The sequence below is a fragment of the Gulosibacter sediminis genome, assembly GCF_023370115.1.
Classification (GTDB): Bacteria; Actinomycetota; Actinomycetes; order Actinomycetales; family Microbacteriaceae; genus Gulosibacter; species Gulosibacter sediminis_A.
In genome coordinates this window covers 1015036-1037502 of record NZ_CP097160.1, presented here as the reverse complement: position 1 = coordinate 1037502, position 22467 = coordinate 1015036, and the positions used below count along the sequence as shown (strand labels likewise).

General features: G+C 67.8%; 21 protein-coding genes and 1 tRNA gene. 9 read left to right on the top strand and 13 right to left on the bottom strand.

Going from position 1 to position 22467, the window contains the following annotated elements:
* Positions 1-26 precede the first annotated feature (26 nt).
* From ilvA to eno, 13 genes are all read right to left on the bottom strand, one after another.
* Positions 27-1283 (bottom strand): threonine ammonia-lyase, encoded by a 1257-nt coding sequence (ilvA, locus tag M3M28_RS04680; RefSeq protein WP_249387661.1) that lies wholly within the window; start codon positions 1281-1283, stop codon positions 27-29.
* Positions 1276-2487, bottom strand: coding sequence for an AI-2E family transporter (locus M3M28_RS04675; RefSeq protein WP_249387660.1), 1212 nt, complete (start codon positions 2485-2487; stop codon positions 1276-1278). Before M3M28_RS04675 ends, ilvA begins: the two co-directional genes overlap by 8 nt.
* 6 nt (positions 2488-2493) lie before the next feature.
* Positions 2494-3066 carry a LemA family protein gene (locus M3M28_RS04670; RefSeq protein WP_249387659.1) on the bottom strand — a complete coding sequence of 191 codons (573 nt, stop codon included), beginning with the start codon at positions 3064-3066 and terminating at the stop codon, positions 2494-2496.
* A 34-nt stretch (positions 3067-3100) separates the two neighbouring features.
* Complete coding sequence (locus M3M28_RS04665) at positions 3101-4159, bottom strand: hypothetical protein (RefSeq protein ID WP_249387658.1); 1059 nt, start codon at positions 4157-4159, stop codon at positions 3101-3103.
* Between the two features lie 146 nt (positions 4160-4305).
* A complete protein-coding gene (locus M3M28_RS04660) occupies positions 4306-5289 on the bottom strand; it encodes an ABC transporter substrate-binding protein (protein WP_249387657.1) in 984 nt (327 codons plus the stop codon).
* Between the two features lie 48 nt (positions 5290-5337).
* The gene (locus M3M28_RS04655) at positions 5338-6129 is read right to left on the bottom strand and encodes an amino acid ABC transporter ATP-binding protein (protein ID WP_249387656.1); all 792 of its coding nucleotides are present in this window, start codon (positions 6127-6129) and stop codon (positions 5338-5340) included.
* A 9-nt stretch (positions 6130-6138) separates the two neighbouring features.
* Positions 6139-7230: an amino acid ABC transporter permease gene (locus M3M28_RS04650; RefSeq protein WP_249387655.1), complete on the bottom strand. Its 1092-nt coding sequence runs from the start codon at positions 7228-7230 to the stop codon at positions 6139-6141.
* 193 nt (positions 7231-7423) lie between these two features.
* Positions 7424-7990 (bottom strand): GNAT family N-acetyltransferase, encoded by a 567-nt coding sequence (locus tag M3M28_RS04645; RefSeq protein ID WP_249387654.1) that lies wholly within the window; start codon positions 7988-7990, stop codon positions 7424-7426.
* Positions 7991-8100: 110 nt separating this feature from the next.
* Positions 8101-8177, bottom strand: a tRNA-Leu gene (locus M3M28_RS04640).
* A 67-nt stretch (positions 8178-8244) separates the two neighbouring features.
* Positions 8245-9609, bottom strand: coding sequence for an NAD(P)/FAD-dependent oxidoreductase (locus tag M3M28_RS04635; RefSeq protein ID WP_249387653.1), 1365 nt, complete (start codon positions 9607-9609; stop codon positions 8245-8247).
* A gap of 97 nt (positions 9610-9706) precedes the next feature.
* A complete protein-coding gene (locus M3M28_RS04630) occupies positions 9707-10264 on the bottom strand; it encodes a DUF501 domain-containing protein (protein ID WP_249387652.1) in 558 nt (185 codons plus the stop codon).
* Positions 10261-10689, bottom strand: coding sequence for an FtsB family cell division protein (locus tag M3M28_RS04625; protein WP_249387651.1), 429 nt, complete (start codon positions 10687-10689; stop codon positions 10261-10263). Before M3M28_RS04625 ends, M3M28_RS04630 begins: the two co-directional genes overlap by 4 nt.
* 77 nt (positions 10690-10766) lie before the next feature.
* The gene (eno, locus tag M3M28_RS04620; protein ID WP_249387650.1) at positions 10767-12059 is read right to left on the bottom strand and encodes a phosphopyruvate hydratase; all 1293 of its coding nucleotides are present in this window, start codon (positions 12057-12059) and stop codon (positions 10767-10769) included.
* A 300-nt stretch (positions 12060-12359) separates the two neighbouring features.
* Here eno and M3M28_RS04615 point away from each other — a divergent pair, with 300 nt between their 5' ends.
* The 9 genes from M3M28_RS04615 (at position 12360) to M3M28_RS04575 (ending at position 22425) form a co-directional block, all read left to right on the top strand.
* Positions 12360-13427, top strand: a complete 1068-nt coding sequence (locus M3M28_RS04615) for an LLM class flavin-dependent oxidoreductase (protein WP_249387649.1) — start codon at positions 12360-12362, stop codon at positions 13425-13427.
* Between the two features lie 29 nt (positions 13428-13456).
* Positions 13457-14572, top strand: coding sequence for an LLM class flavin-dependent oxidoreductase (locus M3M28_RS04610; protein ID WP_249387648.1), 1116 nt, complete (start codon positions 13457-13459; stop codon positions 14570-14572).
* Between the two features lie 30 nt (positions 14573-14602).
* A complete protein-coding gene (locus M3M28_RS04605; protein WP_249387647.1) occupies positions 14603-15976 on the top strand; it encodes an NtaA/DmoA family FMN-dependent monooxygenase in 1374 nt (457 codons plus the stop codon).
* Positions 15977-16071: 95 nt separating this feature from the next.
* Positions 16072-16389 (top strand): hypothetical protein, encoded by a 318-nt coding sequence (locus tag M3M28_RS04600; RefSeq protein ID WP_249387646.1) that lies wholly within the window; start codon positions 16072-16074, stop codon positions 16387-16389.
* Positions 16386-17720 (top strand): ABC transporter substrate-binding protein, encoded by a 1335-nt coding sequence (locus tag M3M28_RS04595; protein ID WP_249387645.1) that lies wholly within the window; start codon positions 16386-16388, stop codon positions 17718-17720. Before M3M28_RS04600 ends, M3M28_RS04595 begins: the two co-directional genes overlap by 4 nt.
* Before the next feature lie 52 nt (positions 17721-17772).
* The gene (locus M3M28_RS04590) at positions 17773-18798 is read left to right on the top strand and encodes an ABC transporter permease (RefSeq protein WP_249387644.1); all 1026 of its coding nucleotides are present in this window, start codon (positions 17773-17775) and stop codon (positions 18796-18798) included.
* Entirely contained in the window at positions 18795-19733 is a 939-nt protein-coding gene (locus M3M28_RS04585; RefSeq protein WP_249387643.1) for an ABC transporter permease, read from the top strand. Before M3M28_RS04590 ends, M3M28_RS04585 begins: the two co-directional genes overlap by 4 nt.
* Positions 19730-21412 carry a dipeptide ABC transporter ATP-binding protein gene (locus M3M28_RS04580; protein ID WP_249387642.1) on the top strand — a complete coding sequence of 561 codons (1683 nt, stop codon included), beginning with the start codon at positions 19730-19732 and terminating at the stop codon, positions 21410-21412. Before M3M28_RS04585 ends, M3M28_RS04580 begins: the two co-directional genes overlap by 4 nt.
* Entirely contained in the window at positions 21409-22425 is a 1017-nt protein-coding gene (locus M3M28_RS04575) for an MsnO8 family LLM class oxidoreductase (RefSeq protein WP_249387641.1), read from the top strand. Before M3M28_RS04580 ends, M3M28_RS04575 begins: the two co-directional genes overlap by 4 nt.
* Positions 22426-22467 lie beyond the last annotated feature (42 nt).

Here is a 22467-nt window from a genome sequence, read left to right as displayed (position 1 = left end):
GCAAAGCGCCACCCTGCGGAGGCGGGCTACACCGTCGCGTTTCGATCGATGCGCGGCTCGTAGCCCGCCTCTCGCAATGCCTGGATGACCTGGCGGGCGTGGTTTGTGCCGCGTGTCTCGACCGAGACCTCGAGCTCAACCCGGTCGATCTGCAGCGCCTTGTTGTGCCGCGTGTGCAGCACCTCGATGACGTTCGCGCCGATCTCCGCGAGGATCGTGGCAATGCGCGCAAGGTGACCCGGCACATCCTGCAGCCCGATGACGAGCTTGAGGTAGCGATCGGATGCGGTGAGGCCCTGCGAGATCACCTTCTCGAGCATCATCGGGTCGATGTTGCCGCCCGAGAGCAGCGCAACCGTCGTACCCGTGTCGCGCACTTGGCCGCTGAGGATCGCGGCCACGGCCGCAGCCCCCGCCGGCTCAGCAACGAGCTTCGCCCGCTCGAGCAGCAGCAGGATGGCTCGCGACAGGTCGCCCTCAGACACCGTGATGATGCGGTCGACGAACTTGCGCACGACCTCGAAGGTGAGCTGCCCCGGCTCGGCCACGGCGATGCCGTCGGCGATCGTCGGCCGCGCCGCGATCTTCACGGGATGTCCCGCACGCATCGAAACGGGGAACGGAGCCGTGTTTTCGGCCTGCACGCCGATGATCTGAATCTCGCGACCCTGCTCGGCAGCGTACTGCTTCAGCGTCGCGCCGAGGCCACTCGCGAGACCGCCGCCACCGATCGGCACGATCACGGTGTCGACCTCGGGCAACTGTTCGACGATGTCGAGGGCGAGCGTGCCCTGGCCGGTGATGATGTCGGGGTGGTCGTACGGGTGGATGAACACCGCGCCGGTCTCTTCGGCGAAGCGTTGCGCGCCGGCGAGCGACTCCGCGACATTGTCGCCCTCGAGGCGGATCTCGGCACCGTAGCCGGCCGTCGCTTCAAACTTCGGGATCGGCACACCCTTCGGCATGAAGATCGTCGCGGGAATATCGAGCTCGCGGGCAGCGAAGGCGACGCCCTGCGCGTGGTTGCCGGCGGAGGCGGCCACCACGCCGCGGGCGCGCTCTTCGGCGCTGAGCTTCGAAAGCCGGTTGGTCGCGCCCCGCAGCTTGTACGAGCCCGTGCGCTGGAGGTTCTCGGCCTTGAGGAACACCGGCGAACCGACGTACTGCTGCAGGAACCTGGCGGAGTCGAGCGGCGTCATGCGCGCCGTCTGGCGCACGGTCGCTTGGGCGGCCCGCACGTCGTCAAGGGAGGGGACGAACGAGGTGTCGAGCGAATCACTCACCAGGAGTGGCCTTCTTTCTCACGCGAATTTTGATTGGTCGCCGCTTGGGAACCTTTGCGGCGTTGGTATCGAGTTGCATGACCATGCCCTCGGTCGGGTCTGGTTCGTCTCGCCATTTGCCGGATGCGATGTACCGCACCATCACGTTCGTCGCGGCGACGATCGGCACGGCGACGACGGCGCCAGCGACTCCGGCGAAGATCGAGCCGGCGCTCACCGACACCAGGATCGCCAGCGGGTGGATCTGCACGGCCTGCCCCATGATCAGGGGTTGCAGCACGTTCGACTCGATCGCCATGACGGCAACCACGATGACCAGCATAATCACCGCGGTCCAGAGTCCGTGCGACAGCAACGCCAATACGACCGCGACCGCGCCGGAAAGAAACGCACCGATGAGCGGCACGAAGGCGAAGAGGAACACAATGATGCCGATGGCGAGCGCGAACGGCACCTGGAGCACAACTGCGCCGATGAAGATGCCGACGGCGTCGATGAGTGCCACGACCACCTGCACGCGCACGTAGTGCCCGACGGTAATCCACGCGCGCTCCCCCGCGCCGTCGACCGCAGCGCGGGCCGCGCGCGGGAACAGGCTCACGACGAACAGCCAGATGCGACGGCCGTCGAGCAGGTAGAAAATGAGCGCGAACAGCGCGAAGGCGAACCCGGTCGCGATGGCGCCCAGCGTGCTGCCGGCGGTCAGGGTCGTTTCGATGAGCGTGCCGACGTTCGTCTCGAGCCAGGTACTCATGCCTTGGAACCACGAGATGAGCTGGTCTTCGCTGAGGTGCAGCGGTGACGACTCCGCCCACACCATGAGCTCCTGATAGCGCTCCTCGATCAGCGTGAAGTCGATGCGCTCGCCCGAGCGGAACGCTTGCACGACGAGCCCGACAAGGATCGCGATCGCGCCAAACAACGCGACAAGCGCCGCGAGCAGCGCGAGGCCCTTCGGCCAACGCAGCTGATTGCGCAGGTAGTTCGTCAGCGGCACGAGGAGCGCCGTGAGGAGCACACCGACCACGAGCGGGACGACGATGAACGTCGTCTTCGCGAGCAGCCAGAAGATTGGCACGCAGGCGAGCACGATGATGATCCATCGCCATGCCCACGCCGCGGCGATGCGCACCGGGCGCGTGACGAGGTCGCCTTCCCGCTCCTCAGCCTGCCGAGGGTGCTCGGCCCGGGTGGATCCTGCCATGTGTGTTTAGAACTGCACGCGAGGCGGTTCGGAGATCGCCGCGCGGTCGGCGACGTCAAAGAACTCGCGCTCGCTGAACCCGAACGGGCCGGCAACGACGTTGTTCGGGAACACCTTGATCGAGGTGTTGAGCTCGCGCACGCTGCCGTTGTAGTACCGACGCGACGACTGGATCTTGTCTTCCGTCTGCACGAGGTCGCGCTGCAGCTGGGTGAAGTTGTTGCTCGCCTGCAGCTGCGGGTAGGCCTCCGCGACGGCGAACAGGCTGCGCAGCGCGCCCTGCAGGTGGTTCTCGGCAACCGAGGCCTCCCCCGGCGTCGAGGCCGAGAGCGTCTCGCTGCGGGCCTGCGTCACTTCGGAGAACACTCGCTGCTCGTGCTGCGCGTAGCCAGCGACCGTGTTGATGAGGTTCGGAATCAGGTCGGCCCTGCGCTTCAACTGCACCGTGATGTCGCTCCACGCCTCATCGACGCGAATGCGATTCTTCGTGAGCCGGTTGTACGTCACCCAGATCCAGACGATCAGGAGGACGAGCACAACGGCGATAACGATGAGCGTGATAAGGAGTGCCGGTTCCATGGTGGCAGTTTAGCCAGCCTCGGTGCGCGCTTGCTCACAGCCCGATGCGCGACTCCCGCAGCTCGGCGAGCACGCGCCAGTGATCTGCCTCGAGCAGGCTCGCCGGGGTGACTTCGACGTGCCCGACCATGCCCCAGGTGTTCTCGACCGCGATGCGCAGGTCGAACGGCGAGATCGTCGCGCCGTCGCTCTCCCCGAGTCGACCCCAGAGTCCGATCGAAATCGTCACGCGCTCGCGCTCGCCGACGCCGAAGCGCGCCGCGAGCCCGTCGGCGAGCTGGGCCGAGTACGTGGGCGGTTCGTCATTGAGACCAAAGGAGTCCCACAGCGTGATGGCATTGCCAGTACCGAGTACCGCGGCATACGCGTGCCCCGAGTCGGCGCGGTCGGCGCCCGGCTCGTCCCAGTTCACCCGCATCTCGACGTCGATGAGCGTGCCCGGCAGCGTGACCGACGAGCTTTGCGCGACCAGCTCCGTGAGCAAGCGCGTGCGCCAGGCCACCACGACCGGGTCGAGCTCATCCGCGTGGCCGGCTTCGTCGCGGGGAAAATCTCGCAGGCCGGTCATGTCGGCGAACAGTTCGCGGTCGCTTTCCCCGAATGTCGCTTCGAGGATCAGCGACGTCAGCGTGATGCGTGCGGGTTGGTATCGATCGCTCACCTCGCGGCACAGCGCAACGAGGTCGGCACCGACCTGGCCCCGTGCGAGGCTCGCAATCGATGGGAATTGCTCGCTGACCACGCCGTCGGCAAAGACACCAGCGTCTGCCGGGTGGTGCTGGAGGTGCCTCGGCGCCGTGACGTCGATGACCAGCGTGATCTCGGGGTCGGCCTCGCTCGCCGCGAGCACCGCCAGCGCCCGAGCAATCGGGTCGACCTCGCCGGTGACGCGCGGCGCCCAGCGTTCCTCGTGGTCGTTCCAGGGGAAGCCGAGCAGCTCAGGTCGCCCGACGAGCAGCGCCACGCCCGTGGCACCCGCCCGCTCGAGGAGGTTCGCGAACCCATCCCAGTCGAATGCCGGGTCGGTGACGGTGTCGAGGCCGACGCCGATGGTGAGGCCGGTACCGCCGGGTACCTCGGCCGGGGTGATCATGCTCGAGTGACCTCTCTGCGCCAGCAGCGTCGCCGTGACGCAACTGGACTCACCGTAGACGCCGCGTGGAAGCGAATTCGGTGCAGGGGCAGAGTTCACCACCCGAGCATCACCCCGGCCAGCGGCCGGGGGTCACCCCCTCGCCGTTACGGGCGAGGGAGGCCCTCTGGGTTGATCTCCGACTCGTCAACAGCTTCGGCGTCAAGCGCCCAGCGGTCGATGACCTCCTGGTAGCTGCCCGACTCGATGGCGGCGTTGAGCACCAATTGCACGGGCTCGATCAGGCCGTTGTCCTTCGCGGTCGTGGCACCGATCTGCGCGGTGTCCGGCCAACCGCCGTTCAGCGTGCCAACCACTTCGGTTTCGCCGGTCTGGGCCGCGGCGTACGCGAGGGTGGCGTTCGGCGCGAGGATCGCATCCACTCGGCCCGACTGCAGCGCGAGCACTGCGGCGGCGTTGTCGTCGTAGTACACGAACTCGACCGGTTTGAGGCCGTTCGCGACGTTCTCTTCGTCCCAGGCCTGCAGGATCTTCTCCTGGTTCGTGCCCGAGCCCACGACGATCTTGAGGCCGGCCACGTCGGGTGCCGACTCGATCGAGGTGATCTCGCTGCCCGACTTCACCGAGAAGCCGAGCACGTCGTTGCGGTAGGTCGCAAAGTCGAAGAGGTCCTTGCGCTCCTCCGTCACCGTCACGTTCGAGGTGATGAGGTCGTACTTGCCCGACTGAATGCCGAGGGGCCAGTCGGCCCACGACACGGCTTCGAGCTTGAGCTCGCGGTCGAGACCGTCAGCGATGAGCTGGGCGAAGTCGGCCTCGCTGCCGATGATGGTGTTCGGGTCATCCTCGGCGGCAAGCGCGAGCGGCGCCGTGTAGGGCGAGATCGCAACGGTGAGGTAGCCCTCGTTGATGGGGGTGAAATCGCTCGCTTCGAGTGCGTCGATCGCCGCCTGGACGGGCTCCTGGTGCGGCCGGTCCTCAGCGTTTTTCGACGTGAGGTCGAGGCTCGGGCCCGAGTTCGTGGCGTCGGTCGACGCCTCGCTGACCGGATTCGCGCAGGCGGTCAGCGCGAGCGCTGCGGCCGCGAGCACGGGCACAATTCGGGTCAGGCGGTGGCGGAAAGTGGTCAACGTGGTCTCCTTGAAGTTGGCCAGAGGGGTGGGATGGGTGGCTGTGGTTTAGTCGTTCGGCTGCAGGAACCGGCGCAGGAAGTCGCGCGTGCGCGCCTCGGCCGGGTTACTGAGCACCTGCTCGGGGCTGCCCTGTTCGACGAGTCGGCCGTCGGCCATGAACACGACGCGGTCGGCGACCTCGCGGGCGAAGCTGATCTCGTGGGTCACGACGATGAGGGTGCGGCCCTGCTCGGCGAGGTCGCGAATCACCGCGAGCACCTCGCCGACGAGCTCCGGGTCGAGCGCCGACGTCGGCTCGTCGAAGAGCATCACGTCGGGGTCGAGCATCAGGGCTCGAGCGATCGCGACCCGCTGCTGCTGGCCGCCCGAGAGCTGGCGTGGGAAGCGGTCGGCGAGGGCGCCGAGTCCGACGCGCTCGAGCAGCTCGCGGCCGCGAGCCGCCGCATCCGCCTTGCTGCGCAGCTTGCGCGAGGTCACCGGAATCGTGACGTTGTCGAGCACCGTGAGGTGCGGGAACAGATTGAACTGCTGGAACACCATGCCGACCCGCAGCCGGCGGGTGAGGATCTCGCGCTCGGGCAGCTCGAGCAACTCGTCGCCGCGCTCGGCGTAGCCGATGAACTCGCCGTCGATGGTGATCTCGCCGCGGTCAACCGTTTCGAGGTGATTGATGGCGCGCAGGAGGGTCGATTTGCCGGAGCCGGACGGGCCGAGCAGCACGACGACTTCGCCGGGCCGCACGGTCAGGTCGATGCCATGGAGCACCTCGGTCTCGCCGAACGACTTGTGGACGTCGCGGAGCTCGACGAGGCCGCGGGCAGTGGTAGTCGAAGTCATGTCGGTGTCCTATCGAGTGATGATGGGGGCGTTCGCGTCGCCGGCGCTGATCGCGACCGAGCCGGTCCGCGCCGTGACGTCGGCGCGGTCGAGCGAGGTGGCGACGACGTTCGGTCGGCGTGCGGCGAACCAGCGGCGTGCCCGCTGGGCCGGCGTCGGCGGCAGCTGCGACGTGGTGCCGCGGGCGTAGTGGCGCTCGATGTAGTACTGCACGATGTTGAGCAGCGTGGTGATGACGGCGTACCAGACGACCGAGACGAGCAGCAGCGGGATCACAAGCTGATTGCGGTTGTAGATGACCTGCACCGTATAGAACAGCTCGGGCAGGGCCACGATGAAGACGACCGAGGTGCCCTTGACGAGGCCGATCACCGAGTTGAACGCGTTCGGCACGATCGAGCGCAATGCCTGCGGCAGCACGATGCGGAAGAAGCGGGTGGCTCGGGGCAGGCCGAGGGCGCGTGAGGCCTCGAGCTGGCCAGCGTCGACCGAGAGCAGGCCGCCGCGGATGATCTCGGCCGAGTACGCGGCCTCGTGCAGCGAGAGGCCGAGGATCGCAGCGGTGAAGGCTGAGATGAGCTGCACTGTGTTCACCTCGAACAGCCAGAAGTCGGTGGTGAACGGCGTGCCGAGGCCGAGGGTCGGCCAAAGGTAGCCGAGGTTGTACCAAACGACCAGCTGCACGACGAGTGGCACCGCACGGAAGAACCAGATGTAGACGCTCGCGAGGCTCGAGAGAATCGGCGAGCCGCTCATCCGCATCACCGCGAGCACGCCGCCAAGGACGAAGCCAATCGTGGCCGAGACGACCGTGAGCACGAGTGTGAGCCCGAGGCCCTCTACGACGGCCTGCGAGAAGAAGTACTGCGCGAAGACGTCCCAGCGCCACTGCGGGTTGCGGAACAGCGAGACGACGAACTGCGCAACGAGGAAGAGCGCGATGGCCGCGAAGATCCAGCGGCCCCAGTGGCGCTGCCGGCGGATGCGGCGAGCCACCGGGCGCGCGGGTGTCGCGGCCGACGGGGTCACGTCAGCGTTTCGCGCAGCGCCCTCGGTGCTGGGCGCCGCATCGGCGGTGACGGTATCGGTGATGTGCGTCACGGGGTCTCCTCGGATCGACGGTGTGGTCGGGTGAGGATGACTTCAGCACGGTGCGGGCCAGCTTGCGACTTTGTGACGACACGTAATGACGCGGTCGCGTCATATTTGTCACGGAGCGAAATATGACGCGCCGCCGGCTCGACAATCTCGCTGCCAGCAGCGATAAGCAGTCGGGCCGGCGGCGCGGCGTTCCTTAGTGCTTACGAGCGATGAGTTCGCCGAAGTCGACGAGGTCGCGCACGGCGCGCGCGGGCAGCTGGGAGGCGTCCTCTCCCTCGACGAGGGCCTTCGTGTAGGGGTGGACCGTGAATGCGTCAGGGTCAAAGTGCGCCGTGTACCCGTTGCGCTGGTATAGGCGGTCGGCCTCGGGCTGGCGTGGCCCGGTGGTGAGGAACACCTGGCGGTAACCGAGCCGCCGGGCCTCCTCCTCGAGCTGCGCAAGCAGGCGGGTGGCGAGGCGCTCGCCGCGGTGCTCGGGATTCGACCAGATTTTCTTGAACTCGGAGATATCGCCGTCGTAGGCGCGAACGGCGCCCGCTGCGAGCGGGGTGTTCGCGTCGAAGAGCACGAGGAAGGCGCCCCGCGCCGCCTCGGTGAACTGATCCTTCGGCCCGCCGTAGACCTCTTCGCGCGAGTCGTGGCCGCCGAGGTCGCCGTAACGGTCGTGGTATTCCCGCACCAGGTCTTCGAGCACCGGAGTCACGCGCTCGTCGAAGGGGTTGACGATCTCAAATCGCGTCGTAGTTTGGGTGTCGGTCATGTGGGCTCCTCGGGAAGGGCTGGGATCTGCGGGGATCACTTCAGCACCGCGCATCGCGGATGTAAACCGCCGGGGTAATACGTCGACGCAGTGTTACGTCACACCGCCTGTGGTCCCCCCGGTCGGGTTCGAACCGACACTTTCGCGATTTTAAGTCGCGTGCCTCTGCCAATTGGGCTACGGGGGGGGCGAACGGCGATCGCCGCCGCACCCAGTCAAGGATACGGCGGCGATCGCGTCGAACTGTGCGGCGCCTACTTGGCGGCCGGAGCCTTGTCGTCGCTCGACTTCGGCGCGGCCGGCTTCGGGCGGGCGGCGAAGCGCTCGAAGAACGCCTTCGGCTCGCTCACCTTGCTCAGCGAAACGAAGTCGCGGCCGAGCACGAGCTGACCGAGCCAGCTGCCGAACACGCGAATCTTGCGCTCGTAGGTCGGGATCGCCATGCCGTGGTAGCCACGGTGCATCGCCCAGGCGGGAAGACCCGTGATGCCGGTCTTGCCCGACTGGAAGGCACCAACGCCGAGGCCGAGGCCAGCAACCGCGCCCATGTTCTCGTGGTAGTAGTCGGTCGGCGCGTCACCGCGGAGGGTCGCGACGATGTTCTCGGCGAGCACGCGGGCCTGACGCACGGCGTGCTGCGCGTTCGGCACGCAGAAGCCGTTGACGCCGCCACCCGAGAGGTCGGGCACCGCGGCGATGTCGCCAGCGGCCCAGGCGTCCTCGACGACGCCTTCGTCACCTTCGATGCGAAGGTCGGCGCGAGCGCGCACGTTGCCGCGCTCGTTGACAGGCAGGTCGGTGAAGCCCTTGACGAGCGGGTTCGCCATCTGACCTGCGGTCCACACGATGACGTCGGTCGGGAACTTGTCGCCGTTTGAGGTCTCGACGATGCCGTCGACAGCCGAGCTGCACTGGGTGTTGAGGTGCACGGTCGCGCCGCGCTCGGCGAGGTTCTTGATGACCCACAGCGCGGTCTCTTCCGAAACCTCGGGCATGATGCGCGGCGCGGCCTCGATGAGGTGGAACTGCACGTCGTCGAACTGCAGCGACGGGTAGTCCGCGAGCAGCGAGGTGGCGAGCGAACGCATCTCAGCGAATGCCTCGATGCCCGCAAAACCGCCCCCGACGACCACGAACGTGAGCAGGCGCGAGCGCTCGGGGCCCGGAGCCATGGTCGACGCGCGGTTGAAGTTGTCGATGATCTTGTCGCGAACCCAGACGGCCTCTTCGATGTGCTTCATGCCCACCGCGTTGTCGGCGATACCCGGAATCGGGAAGGTGCGCGACACGTTGCCCGCGGTGACCACGACGATGTCGTAGCCGAGCGTGTAGGCGTCGCCGTCTTCCGGGGTGATGGTCGCGGTCTTCGACGCGTGGTCGATCTGCGAAACTTCGGCGGTGATCACACGAGTGCGCTTGAGGTGACGGCGCAGCGACACCACGGCGTGACGGGGCTCAATCGAACCGCTCGCCACCTCGGGCAGGAACGGCTGGTAGGTCATGTAGGGAAGCGGGTCGACAAGCGTCACCTGCGCCTCACCAGGGTTGAGCTGCTTTTCAAGCTGTCGGGCTGCTGTGAACCCGGCGTATCCACCGCCGACGATCAGAATCTTCGTCACGCGTTCACTCCTCACTGTGTTGTACAAGCTTCGAGACTTTCCAAGAATACCCCTGCCGGGTGGCCACCACCTGACGGCGGGCGCCCCTTCGCGGGCGCTACGCGTCGGCCGACGCGTCAGCTTGTGCGCCGCGCGGATTCGCGCACTGGCACACGCTCGGCGACCAGGCCGATACCCGCAGCGCCCAGTCCCCGATGGGGTTCACGCCGGGGCCGGCAGCGAGTGCGTGCGCGCTCAGCGCGTGCAGGCATTTCACCCGCGTCGGCATGCCGCCCGCGGTGACGTGGGCGATCTCTTCGACGTGCTCGACCGACTCTCGCGCCGCGAGGTATTGCTCGTGTGCACGCTGGTAGGCGGCCCGGACCTCGTCGTCGCTCGCCAGCGCATCCTGCATTTCGACCATCAGGTGCGCACCCTCGAGGCGCGACATTTCGGCCGTGGCCTCGGGATGCGAAAGGTAGAAGAGCGTCGGGAACGGTGTGCCGTCGGGCAGCCGGGGCGCCGTGATCACGACGACAGGATTGCCACACACGCAGCGCGAGGCGACGCCGAGCACGCCGCGCACCTGGCGCCCGAGCTGCTCGGTGAGCGTCGCGAGGTCTTCGTCGCTCGCGGGGCTCCAGTTCGGATGCTGGTCGATGAGGGCGTTGGTCACTGATTCTCCTGGGGCGCTTGCGCGTCGTTGGCACGGATGAGCGAGTCGAGGAAGAGCTCGGTCGAGTCGGTTTTGGTTTCGTGCAGTTCGGAACTCACGTCGGGTTCGTCTTCGACCGCGGGCAGCGATTCGTCGTCGACGACGACGTAGGTGGTGTCACCCGGCTCGACGAAGAGCAGCCGGCCGCGCGCCTCGGCCTTAATGTAGGCCGGGTCTTCCCAGCGGCTCGTCTGCTCGTTGACCTGGGCGATTTGGTCTTGCGACTGCGCGATCTCGGACTCGAGCTCGGCGATGTGTTGCCGCTGGCTAATCAGCTGCTGCACGGTCGGCACAATCATCGCCACCGACACGACGAGCACGATGAGCAGCAGGATGGACCCGTCGGTCGGTCGGCGCGCGGCACGGGTGGTGGTGGTTTTGGCCATGGCTACATTCTTCCAACAACGGCCGACGGGCCGAGCTTGACGCTCGGCCCGTCGGCGAAATCACGGGGACTTTGCGGTTACGCCTCGGTCGGCGTGAAGCGCGGGAATGCGGAGGCACCCGCGTAGCTGGCCTGGTCGCCAAGGATTTCCTCGATGCGCAGCAGCTCGTTGTACTTCGCGACACGGTCGCTACGCGCCGGGGCACCCGTCTTGATCTGACCGCAGTTGGTCGCGACCGCGAGGTGGGCGATCGTCGTGTCTTCCGTCTCGCCCGAACGGTGCGAGAGGATCGCGGTGTAGCCGTGGCGCTGCGCGAGCTCGACGGCGTCGAGGGTCTCGGTGAGCGTGCCGATCTGGTTCACCTTAACGAGAATCGAGTTTGCGACCTTGAGGTCGAGCCCCTTCTGCAGACGCTCGGGGTTCGTCACGAAGAGGTCGTCGCCGACGAGCTGCACGCGGTCACCGATGCGGGCGGTGAGCTCGACGTAGGCGTCCCAGTCTTCCTCGGCCAGCGGGTCTTCGATCGTGACGATCGGGTAGTCATTGATGAGCTGCTCGTAGAAGTCGACCATGTCGGCGGCCGAGTGCTCGTTGCCCTCGAACTTGTAGACACCGTTGTCGAAGAACTCGGTCGACGCGACGTCGAGGCCGAGCACGATGTCGCGGCCGAGCACGAAGCGGGTCTCGCCGATCGACTCGACGATGAGGTCGAGCGCCTCGCGGGTCGAGCCGACGCTCGGCGCAAAGCCACCCTCGTCGCCGAGACCGGTCGACAGGCCCTTCGAACCGATGGTCTTCTTGAGCTGGTGGTAGACCTCGGCACCCCACTGCAGTGCCTCGCGGAAGGTCTCGGCGCCGATCGGCAGGATCATGAACTCCTGCACGTCGACACCCGAGTCGGCGTGGGCGCCACCGTTGATGATGTTCATCATCGGCACAGGCAGAACGTGGGCGTTCGCGCCGCCAACATAGCGGAACAGCGGGAGCTCGCTGACCTCTGCGGCGGCCTTCGCGTTGGCGAGGCTCACTCCGAGGATGGCGTTGGCGCCGAGTCGCTGCTTGTTCGGGGTGCCGTCGAGCTCGATGAGCTCAGCGTCGAGGGTGCGCTGGTCGGTCGAGTCGAAGAATTCGATCGCGGGGTTGATCTCATCTGCGACGGCCTGCACGGCCTTCTCGACACCCTTACCGAGGTAGCGGTCGGCGTCGCCGTCACGAAGTTCGTACGCCTCGAAGGCACCGGTCGATGCGCCCGAGGGCACGGCGGCACGACCGATGGTGCCGTCTTCGAGTGTGACCTCGACCTCGACCGTCGGGTTGCCGCGCGAATCAAGAATTTCGCGTGCGTAGACATCAGTGATGAACGTCACCATTGGCTCCTCTGAGTTGGCATGTGGGGATGCGCCGTCAGTCTATCCAGCCCACCTCCCCACCGCCTCCCACAACTGACCACTCAACCCCCAGAGCCGACAGGGGTGGGGGCGGTAGGGCATGGGGCGACCGGTGTCGAGAGCTGGACCCGAGGCCGCGCGTCACATTACTTCGAATGACTCGCCGTTGAAGTGAATTACCGCGCATGAATGCGCGTGACTCGTCATATTCGCGCGCTGCCCCGGTGCCTCAATAGTTTCGACCCACCAGCGCACCCCCGCCTACGAATTGGAGCGTCGAACATGGTCAACGTGATTGGTCTCGACATCATCAGCAACACCCCATCGGCCGAAGGAATTCAACTCACCGACGTCGAGCGGTTGAATTCCGTCGTCGAGAATGCGGTGCGGTTCGAAGAGCTCGGTTTTGACGGCTATGCCGTCGGCGAGCGTCACCACGCGCCATTCCTTTCGAGCGCCCCGCCGGTAATTCTCGCGAATATCGCCGCCCGCACGTCAACGCTGCGCCTCTTTACCGGAGTGACGCTGCTCTCGGTGCTCGACCCGGTTCGCGTCGCCGAGGATTACGCGACCCTCGACCTGCTCTCGGGCGGTCGCCTCGAGCTCATCGTGGGCAAGGGCAACGGTTCGGAACAGGCCGAGCTGTTCGGCGTGGCCCGCGACGACGCGCACGTCACCGAACACGAGAACTACCGGGTACTGCGCCAGCTCTGGTCGGGCGAACCCGTGCACTGGGCACCGACGCCGGGGCGGCCGACGACCCGCACCGTGCCGCTTGAGGGCTGGGTGAGCCGACCCCAGCCGCTGCAGCCGCGCATCCGTACCTGGCACGGCTCGTCGACCTCGACCGAGACCGTCGAGCTGGCGGCCGAGTACGGCGACCCGATCTGGGTCGCCAACGTGCAAAAGTCGATCGAGGGCTACGCTCCCCTCGTCGAGCGCTACCGCGAGGCGTGGCGCGAGCACGGTCGCGACCCGAAGGACGCGAAGGTCGGCGCCGGTTTCAGCCTATTCCTCACCCGCAATTCACAAGACTCGGTCGAGGCATTCCGCCCGTTCTATGAGCGCACCGCGGCCGGCCGAGTCGACACCTATAACAACTTCGCCCCGGAAACACTCTTCCAGGATTACGACGACTATGTCGCCCGCAGTTCGTTTCTCGTCGGTAGCCCGCAGCAGGCCATCGACAAATTGACTCGATATGCGCAGGTGTATGGCCTCGACGCCATTTCAATTCCCGGTAATCGAGGCGATCTCACCGAACGCCAATGGCTCGAAAGCCTTGAACTGCTGAAAACCGAAGTTCTCCCGGCGGTTGAGGCCAATCTCGGCGCCGCCCTCGTCTCCTAACTCGTCTCCTAACTCGACTGGACTAACTCATGACCACTGCACCCTTCACCCTCGCGCTCGAGCTCGACGCAGCTGGCGCGCATCCCGCCGCCTGGCGCTTCGCCGCGCACTCCCCCGCCGAGGCACTCACCCCGCGCCGCCTCGCCGACAAGGTCCGCTCCGCCGAACGCGCGGGCTTCCACTACGTGACCCTGGGCGACGACACCGCCGCGCCCGAGGCAGCAGGGCCGAGCGCGGCTCGACTCGACTCGGTATTGCTCGCCGCCTTTGCCGGGCCGCTCACCTCGACGATCGGCCTCGTGCCCGTCGCTTCGCCGGTCTGGGCCGAGCCGTTCCACCTCTCGGGCCAGATCTCGAGCCTCGACCACGCCTCGGCCGGCCGCGCCGGCTGGCTCCTCGACGGCACCACCTCGCCCGCCGCGAGCGCGACGCTCGGTCGAGAGGAACTCACCGGCGACGAGCTGCTCGCCGAGACGAACGATGTCGTCACGGCAGCGACCCAGCTCTGGGATTCCTGGGAAGACGACGCGGTAATCATCGACATTGACTCGGGCCGCTTCCTCGACAACCAGCGCCTCCACGCCATCAATTTCGCTTCCGAGCGCTTCACGGTGCGCGGCCCATCGATCACCCCACGGCCGCTCCAGGGCCGCCCGGCCGTGTTCGGCCGCATCGGGGAGGTCGACCCGAGCCTCATCGACGTCGCCCTCGTGCGCGGTGACTCGGTCGCGGCCATCGCCGAGTCGGCAGCCCGGGCCCGCGAGCTCGGCGTCGTCCGCGTCATCGCCGAGGTCGAGGTGGTGCTCGATGCCCGCGGCGAGACGGCCGCCTCGCGGCTCGCCGCGCTCGACGCCGCTGCCCTGGCCGACGGCGTGCCGGCGCACCGCCCCGACTCACTGCGCGTCGTCGGCGACTCGGCGGAACTCGTCGAGCTCATCGCGCAGCTGCAGCGGGCCGTCGACGGTGTGCGCATCCTCCCGGCGGTGCTCGATGTCGACGGTGACGAGCTCGAGCGGCTCGTGCTGCCGGAGCTGCGCCGGCTGGAGATCGCCGCAGCCCCGACGTTCGGCACCACCCTTCGCGAAACGCTCGGCCTCGATCGCCCCACCAATGTCTTCGCCACCGCGGCGACCGCCCACGCGTAGCCCGCACCACGACGAGAACGGACCAGACTCATGACCACCACGACCGACTACCCACGCCCGAACGCCCACGTCCACTTCGGCGTGTTCTACGCCGGCGTCAACGAGGGCGTCGACTGGCAATCGCCCACGGCCCTCAATCAGATCGATTTCGAGGCGTTCCGCCAAACCATCCAGACCGCCGAGCGCGGCCTCTTTGACGCGTTCTTCTTTGGCGAGGGCCTGCGCCTGCGCGAGCACCTCGGCGAGGTCATCGAACTCAACGTCGCGGGCCGCCCCGACTCGCAGACCCACCTCGCAGCGCTCGCCGCCATCACCGACCGCATCGGTCTCGTCGCAACCCAGAACGCGACCTACCACGAGCCCTACGCGCTCGCCCGTCGCCTCGCGACGCTCGACGTGCTCTCGGGCGGCCGCGCGGCCTGGAACATCGTCACCACCGTGAACGGCTGGACCGGCGAGAACTTCCGCCGCGGCGGCTATGTGGACGTGCCGCGCCGCTACGAGCACGCCGAACAGAACGTGCGGCTCGTGCGCGCGCTCTGGGACTCGTGGGCGAACATCGCGCCGAGCGACTCGACGCACGCCGCCGAGTGGTCACAGGCTCCAGAGCTCGTCGAGGGCGACGGCGACTTTTCGTCAGTCAAGGCCCGACTCAGCGTTCCCTCGAGCGCCCAGGGGCATCCCGTGCTCTTCCAAGCGGGCGACTCGGCCGGCGGCCGCGATCTCGCGGTCAAGCACGCCGATGTCATCTTCTCGCGCCACCTGCAGCTCGACGACGCGCTCGAGTTCGCGGCCGACATCCGCTCGCGCCTGCGCGCCACCGGCCGGCCGGAAGACGACGTCCTGTTGCTGCCCGGCGGTTCGATCGTCATCGGCGACACCCTCGCCGACGCCGAGGACCGCTGGCGTGCCGAGCAGGAAGCCGCGCTGACCGACGCCCACGTTGTGCAGTTCGTTGAGCACACCTACGGCGAGGCGCTGCCCGACTTCGACCCGAACGGGCCGCTGCCAAGCTTCGCACCGTCGACGAGCGAGATTAGCGTCGAGCGCGGCACCGTCGGCCACTACCGCACGCCGCAGGACGTCGTCGCCGAGTGGCGCGACATCAGCGAGGCGAAGGGCTTCGCGACGGCCCGTGAACTGGTCGCCCACCTCACGAGCTCGCGCTCGTTCGTGGGCACGCCCGACTCCCTCGCCGACGAACTCGCTCACGCCGTGCGCAGCGGCGCCTACGACGGGCTCAACCTCGGGCTCCGCCACGTGCCGCACGGGCTCGACGACGTCGTGAACCGGCTCGTACCGGCACTCCAGGAGCGCGGCGCCTACCCGACCGAATACGTCGGCACGACCCTGCGCGACCACCTCGGCCTGCGCCCGCCGCTCGGCCGCCGCGCATCCGCCTAGGCCCCAACAGAGCGGATGCGGCAGGCCGCGGCCGCGCATCCTCACCAACTCCCCTCCCGCGCTCGCGGGCGGACTACACCTCGAAAGGGACTCCCATGTCTTCGACCCCACCAGATCGACCCCGCTCTCGCCGCAGAGCGTTCGCCCCACTCGCCGCGATCGCCGCCATCAGCGCGCTGCTGCTCAGCGGTTGCGCCAGCGCCTCCACCTCGGCCGATAGCGGCGCCACGAGCGACCCCGTCGCGGGCGGCGAGCTCGTCGTCGGCGTGCAGAGCATCGGTCAGCTTGATCCCCAGCAGGGCGGCAACAATGACGGCGTCGCCGTGCAGCGTCAGCTCGTCGCGTCACTCACCATCTCCGACCCCGACAACCCGGCACGACCCTGCCGTGGGTCGCCGAGTCGTGGGACGTGAGCGAGGACTCGTCGGAATTCGTCTTCCACCTGCGTGACGACGCCGTCTTCCACGACGGCACCCCGATCGACGCGACCGCGGTCAAGGCGAATTTCGACGCGATTCTCGAGCTCGGCGCGGACGCGGCCGGCGCATCCCAGCTGCTCGATGGCGCGGAGACCTCCGTGGTCGACGACACGACCGTCGAGGTGAAGTTCCCCGGCCCGAACCTGCAGTTCCTCGAGGCCACGAGCACGTCGACGCTCGGCCTCATCTCGACCGAGTCGACGAAGCTCAGCATTGAGGACCGCCAGAACGGTGAGTTCGTCGGCTCAGGCCCGTTCCAGGTCGAGAGCTACACCGCCGAGCAGGAGGTCGTGCTCACGAAGGTGCCCGACTACAACCTCTCGACCGAGGTGAACTCGAACCAGGGCGCGGCCTACCTCGACAGCATCCGCTTCACCCAGATCGACGAGATCAGCGTGCGCTCGGGCAGCCTCACCGCCGGTGACATCCACGCGGCAAGCTTCCTCACCTCGGCCGAACTCGACAACTTCGCGGCGACGCCCGGCTACCACGTGGTCGAGCGCACGAACCCGGGCACGGTGTTCTCGCTCACGCCGAAGCTCGACCGTGACACACCCCTGCAGGAGCTCGCGGTGCGCCAGGCGATTCAGCTCGCGATCGACCGCGAGGAGGTCTCGCGCATCACCTACGGCGACGACGCGATCCCCGCGACGAGCCTGCTCGCCGAGACCACCCCGCTCTACACCGACCTCAGTGACGAGCTTGGGCTCGACGTGGATGCGGCGGGCGCGCTCCTCGACGAGGCCGGTTGGGAGCCGGGCGCCGACGGCATCCGCGAGCGCGACGGCGAGCGCCTCGAGTTCACCGTGATCTTCTGGCAGGCCTCTGACCCGCTCGTCGCGGTGCAGGAGCAGCTCAAGAAGATCGGCGTCGACCTGCAGATTACGCAGGTGAGCGTTTCGGAATCGACGGCCCGTGCCGACCAGTCCGACCTGCAGTACTCGAACGTCTCGCGCAACGAGCCCGACCGACTGCGCCAGGACTTCATCCAGTACCTCCCGGCGTGGATCGAAGCGGACCTCGACGAGGCCGAGGCCCCCGACCTGGCCGAGATCCAGGCCGAACTCGACGAGCAGGTCGGCGAGCAGGACCCGGAGGCGCGACAGGAGCTGCTCGCCAACGTGCAGACACAGATCATCGACGACGGCTATCGATTCCCGCTCTACACGCTCATCTCGAGCATCGCGGTGAGTGACAAAGTGCACGACCTCAAACTCGACGGCACCTCCCGACTCACCTTCATCGATACCTGGATCGAGCAGTAACCCCACCCTCACCGGCTCGGAATTCGAGTTCATCTGGAAAGGAGGCAGCGAAGTGACTCGCGCACTCACCCATCTTGGGCAGGCCATCTTCGTCATCTGGGCGGCCTACACCCTGACATTCCTCGTCCTCTACCTGCTGCCTGGCGACCCGGCCACGATCCTCGTGCTGTCGGCAACGCAGGAGAACGACACGCTCGATCAGGGACAGATCGACGCACTCCGAACCGAGTGGGGCCTCGACCGGCCCCTCTACGAGCAGTACTTCACGTCACTCTGGGGTGCACTGCACCTCGACTTCGGGCTCTCGTATGAGACCCGCGGTTCGGCGTGGGAGCGCGTCGTGACCCTGCTGCCGCAAACCGGGGCGCTCGCGGCAGCGGCCCTCGTGCTCGCCGTCGTGTTTGGCGGGGCGCTCGCGATCGCCGCGAACTCTGCTCGCCAGCGCTGGGTCCGCCGTCTCTTGGCGGCGGTCCCACCCCTCGGGGTGTCGCTGCCCGGGTTCTGGATCGGTCTACTGCTGATTCAACTGTTTTCGTTTCGGCTCGGGCTCCTGCCCGCGTCGGGCAGCTCGGGCGTCGAATCCCTCATCCTCCCGGCGATCACCCTCGCCATTCCGACCGGCGCGACGCTCGCGCAGTTGTTCGCCCGGAGCCTCGAGGTGACGCTCACCGAGCCGTTCATCACGGTGCTTCGCTCGCGCGGTGCCGACCATCGCCGGGTGATCGGCCACGCGGTGCGCAACGCCGTGCTGCCGGTGCTCACGATGGTCGGCATGCTCATCGGCCAGCTGTTCGCCGGCACCGCCATCACCGAGACCGTGTTTAGCCGCGACGGCATCGGCAAGCTCACGGTGGATGCGGTGAGCCGGTTCGACGGGCCGGTGCTGCTCGCGATCGTGGTCGTCGTGTCCGCCACGTTCGTGATCTCGAGCCTGCTCGTCGATCTCATCTATCCCTATGTCGACCCGCGCCTGCGCACCGCCGGTCCGCGCGGCCGCACGAGCCAGGCAGACAACACCGACAAGCCCGCCAGCGAGCAGGCGACCTCCCTCGAGGCCTCGATTGGAGCCGCATCATGACCAGCACCACCTCGGCACGACCCACCGCGCAGGCGGCGGCGCCCGTCGAACCCTTCGAACCCATCGAGGTGCCGACCCAGCCGGTCGAAGACGGCCAGCCACCGCTGCGCCGGCGGCTGCGCGCCCTCCGGCGACGCGTCGTGCACGACCCGCTCCTCATCGGCGCAATCGCGGTGTTCGCGGTCGTCATCGCCTGGTCGTTCTGGCCGAGCGTGTTCGCCTCGGGCAACCCGACCGCCATCGACGCCGACGCGATGCTCCTGCCGCCCTCGGCCGAGCATCCATTCGGCACCGACCAGGTCGGTCGCGACCAGTTCACGCGCGTCGTCTACGGCACGTCGCTCTCGATGCTTGCGACCCTCGTCGCGGTGCTCGTGGGGCTCACGATCGGCTCGGTCATCGGCCTGCTCGCCGGCTACTTCCGCGGCGTGTTCGACGCCATCGTGATGCGCATCATCGACGTCGTCATTTCGGTGCCCTCGCTGCTGCTCTCGCTCATCATCGTCACCGCGATCGGCTTCGGCACGGTGAACGTCGCGATCGCCGTCGGCCTCGCGAGCAGTGCCAGCTTCGCGCGCATCATGCGCGCCGAAGTGATCAAGGTCGCGAGCTCCACCTATGTTGAAGCGAGCTGGGTGTACGGCGGCGGCGTCGTTCGGCGGTTGTTCCGCCACGTGTTCCCGAACTCGATCGCGCCGGTGCTCTCCCTCGCGGCCCTCGAGTTCGGCACGGCGATCCTCGCGGTGTCGGCCCTGAGCTTCCTCGGCTTTGGCGCGACGCCGCCGACTCCCGAGTGGGGCGCCCTCATCTCGGACGGCCGGAGCTACCTCGCGACCGCCTGGTGGCTCACCGTGATTCCGGGCTTCGTGCTCGCCATCGTTGTCGTGGCCGCCAACCACATCTCCCGTGCTTTCCAGAAGGGAACCAGCGCATGACCAACACCGAGTCCACCCCGCCGCCGCTCCTTTCGGTGCGCGACCTCACGATCGACTACGTCGTCGGTGGCCGCGAAACCCGGGCCCTGCGCGGCGTGAGCTTCGACGTCGCCGATGGCGAGCGCGTGGCGCTCGTCGGCGAGTCCGGTTCTGGCAAGACGACCACCGCGAATGCGATTCTCAACCTGCTCGGCGGCAATGCCGAGGTTGCGGGCGAGGTCGACTTCAACGGGGGCTCGCTGCGCGGCCTCTCATCGCGGCAGTGGCGTTCGATCCGCGGCGCGAAAATCGGGCTCGTGCCGCAAGACCCGGCCGTCTCACTCGACCCCGTGCGCCGCATCGGCGACCAGGTCGTCGACACTCTGCGACTCCACGACCTCGTGCCCGGTGCGAACCGCCGCGAGCGCGCGAGCAACGCCCGCGCCCGCGCGCTTGAGCTCGTCGCGAGCACCGGTATTTCACGGCCGGAGCAGCGGCTCGACCAGTATCCGCACGAGCTCTCGGGCGGGATGCTCCAGCGCGTGCTCATCGCCGCGGCGTTGGCGGCCGAACCTCGATTGCTTATTGCCGACGAGCCGACGAGCGCCCTCGACGTCACCGTGCAGAAGCGCATCCTCGACCTGCTCGACGACCAGGTGCAGCGGCTCGGCGCCTCGCTGCTGTTCGTCACGCACGACCTGGCGGTGGCCGCCGACCGTGCCGACCGCATCCTCGTCTTTTCGAATGGCGAGATCGTCGAGCAGGGCACGCCGCAGCAGATTCTCGAGGCCCCCGCGCATCCCTACACGAAGCGGCTGATTGCCGCGGCGCCCCGATTCCGCGCGGGTGCCGGCGCCGCCATTCGCGAGCTACCCACGTCGCCCGAGCGCTCGACGGTGCTCGAGGTACGCGACGTGAGCAAGCGCTACCGCGTCGGCCGCGGGCGGCAGGCCGAGCAGGTCGCCGCGCTGAGCGGCGTCTCGCTCGACGTGCGCGAAGGCGAAACTGTCGCGCTTGTTGGCGAGTCGGGTTCGGGCAAGACGACGCTCGCGAAGGCCCTCGTCGGCATTACCGACGTCGATGCCGGGTCGATGAAGTTTCAGGGCACCGAGCTGATTGGCCTCGACGCCAAGGCCCACAGGCAGGTGCGCAAGTCGCTCACTCTCGTGTACCAGAGCCCGCTCGCGTCGCTGCCGCCGCACCTCACGGTCGCCCAGACGATTACCGAGCCGCTCGTGAATTTTGGGCTGGCCGGGCGCAAGGAGCTCGCTGGCCGCGCCGCGGAGTTGCTCGACCAGGTACGCCTGCCGCGGGCCTTCGCGCATCGGCTCCCGAGCGAGCTTTCGGGCGGGCAGCGGCAGCGCGTCGCGATCGCGCGGGCAATCGCCCTCGACCCGAAGCTCATCGTGCTCGACGAGCCGGTTTCAGCCCTCGACGTGACCGTGCAGGCGCAGATTCTCGAGTTGCTCGTCGAAACCCAGGAGTGCACGGGCGTGAGCTACCTCTTCATCACCCACGACCTCGCGGTGGTTCGGGAGGTGGCACACCGTGTGGTCGTGCTCCAGCAGGGCGAGGTGCAGGAGGTCGGCGCGACGCGTGACGTGCTGTTCTCGCCGGAGTCCGCCTACACGCGCGAGCTCACGGCCGCGGTGCCCGGCGGTGGGTTGCACGACGACCGAGTCGTCGAGGCAATCGCGTGAGCGCGGCCCCTGGCCAGCACCCGCGCGCTGGCGAGGCGGCGGGCCCGCGGCCGACGTTGAATGTGCTCGACGTCATCACAATTCCGGCGGGCGGGAATGCGGCGGGCGGCATCACCGCGTCGAAGGATGCGGCCGGCCAAGCCGAGCGCGCCGGTTACCGTCGCTATCTCCTCACCGAGCACCACCTCAACGCGGGCATTGCGGGCGGGCCTATTCCGACCCTCCTGCCCTTGTTCGCCGAACGCACCGAGCGCATCCGGGTGGGCACCGCCGCAACCCTGCTCGGCAACTATCGGCTGATTCAGGTCGCTGAGACGTTTGGGGCCCTCGCCGCGCTCTACCCCGACCGGATCGATCTCGGGCTCGGCCGCTCGGGCGTGGTGCCCGCGGCGACGCCCGAGTTTCCAAAGCACCTCGCCGCGAAGTTCCAGTTGCAGCGGCGCCTGTTCGGGCGCACCGATGGCGATACGACCGACCTCGAGTCGCTCATTGACGAGCTGCGGGCGTTCTTCGCCGGCACCTCGGTCGACGACCAGGCGGGCCCGTTTGTCGCGCCGCCGGCAACGGCCGCGACGCCACAACTGTGGGTGCACGGCACGAGCGCCGGCATCAGCGCCCGCGTCGCCGGCGCCCTCGGTCTGCCATTCGGCTCGAACTACCACACGTCACCGCGCACGACGCTCGACGCGATCGCCGAGTATCGGGCCGCATTCCGCCCGTCGGCGACGCTGGCCGCGCCGTACGTGATGGTGTCGGCCGATGTCATCGTTGGCGATACGGATGCCGAGGCGCAGCGGGCGGCGAAGGGCTTTGGCCACTGGGTCGCATCGATTCGAAATGGTCGTGGGCAGGGCGCGATCCCCTACCCCTCGGCAGAGTGGGCGGATGCGCATCCCCTCGGAGACGACGACCGCGAGCTCGTCGCTGATCGGCTTGCGACCCGGATTGTCGGCGCACCGGAGCCGGCGGCGGCGCGCCTCGCCGAGCTGGCCGAGCGCACCGGCGCCGACTAACTCCTCATCGCCGTCGAGACGCACGACCCGGCCGATCGCCTC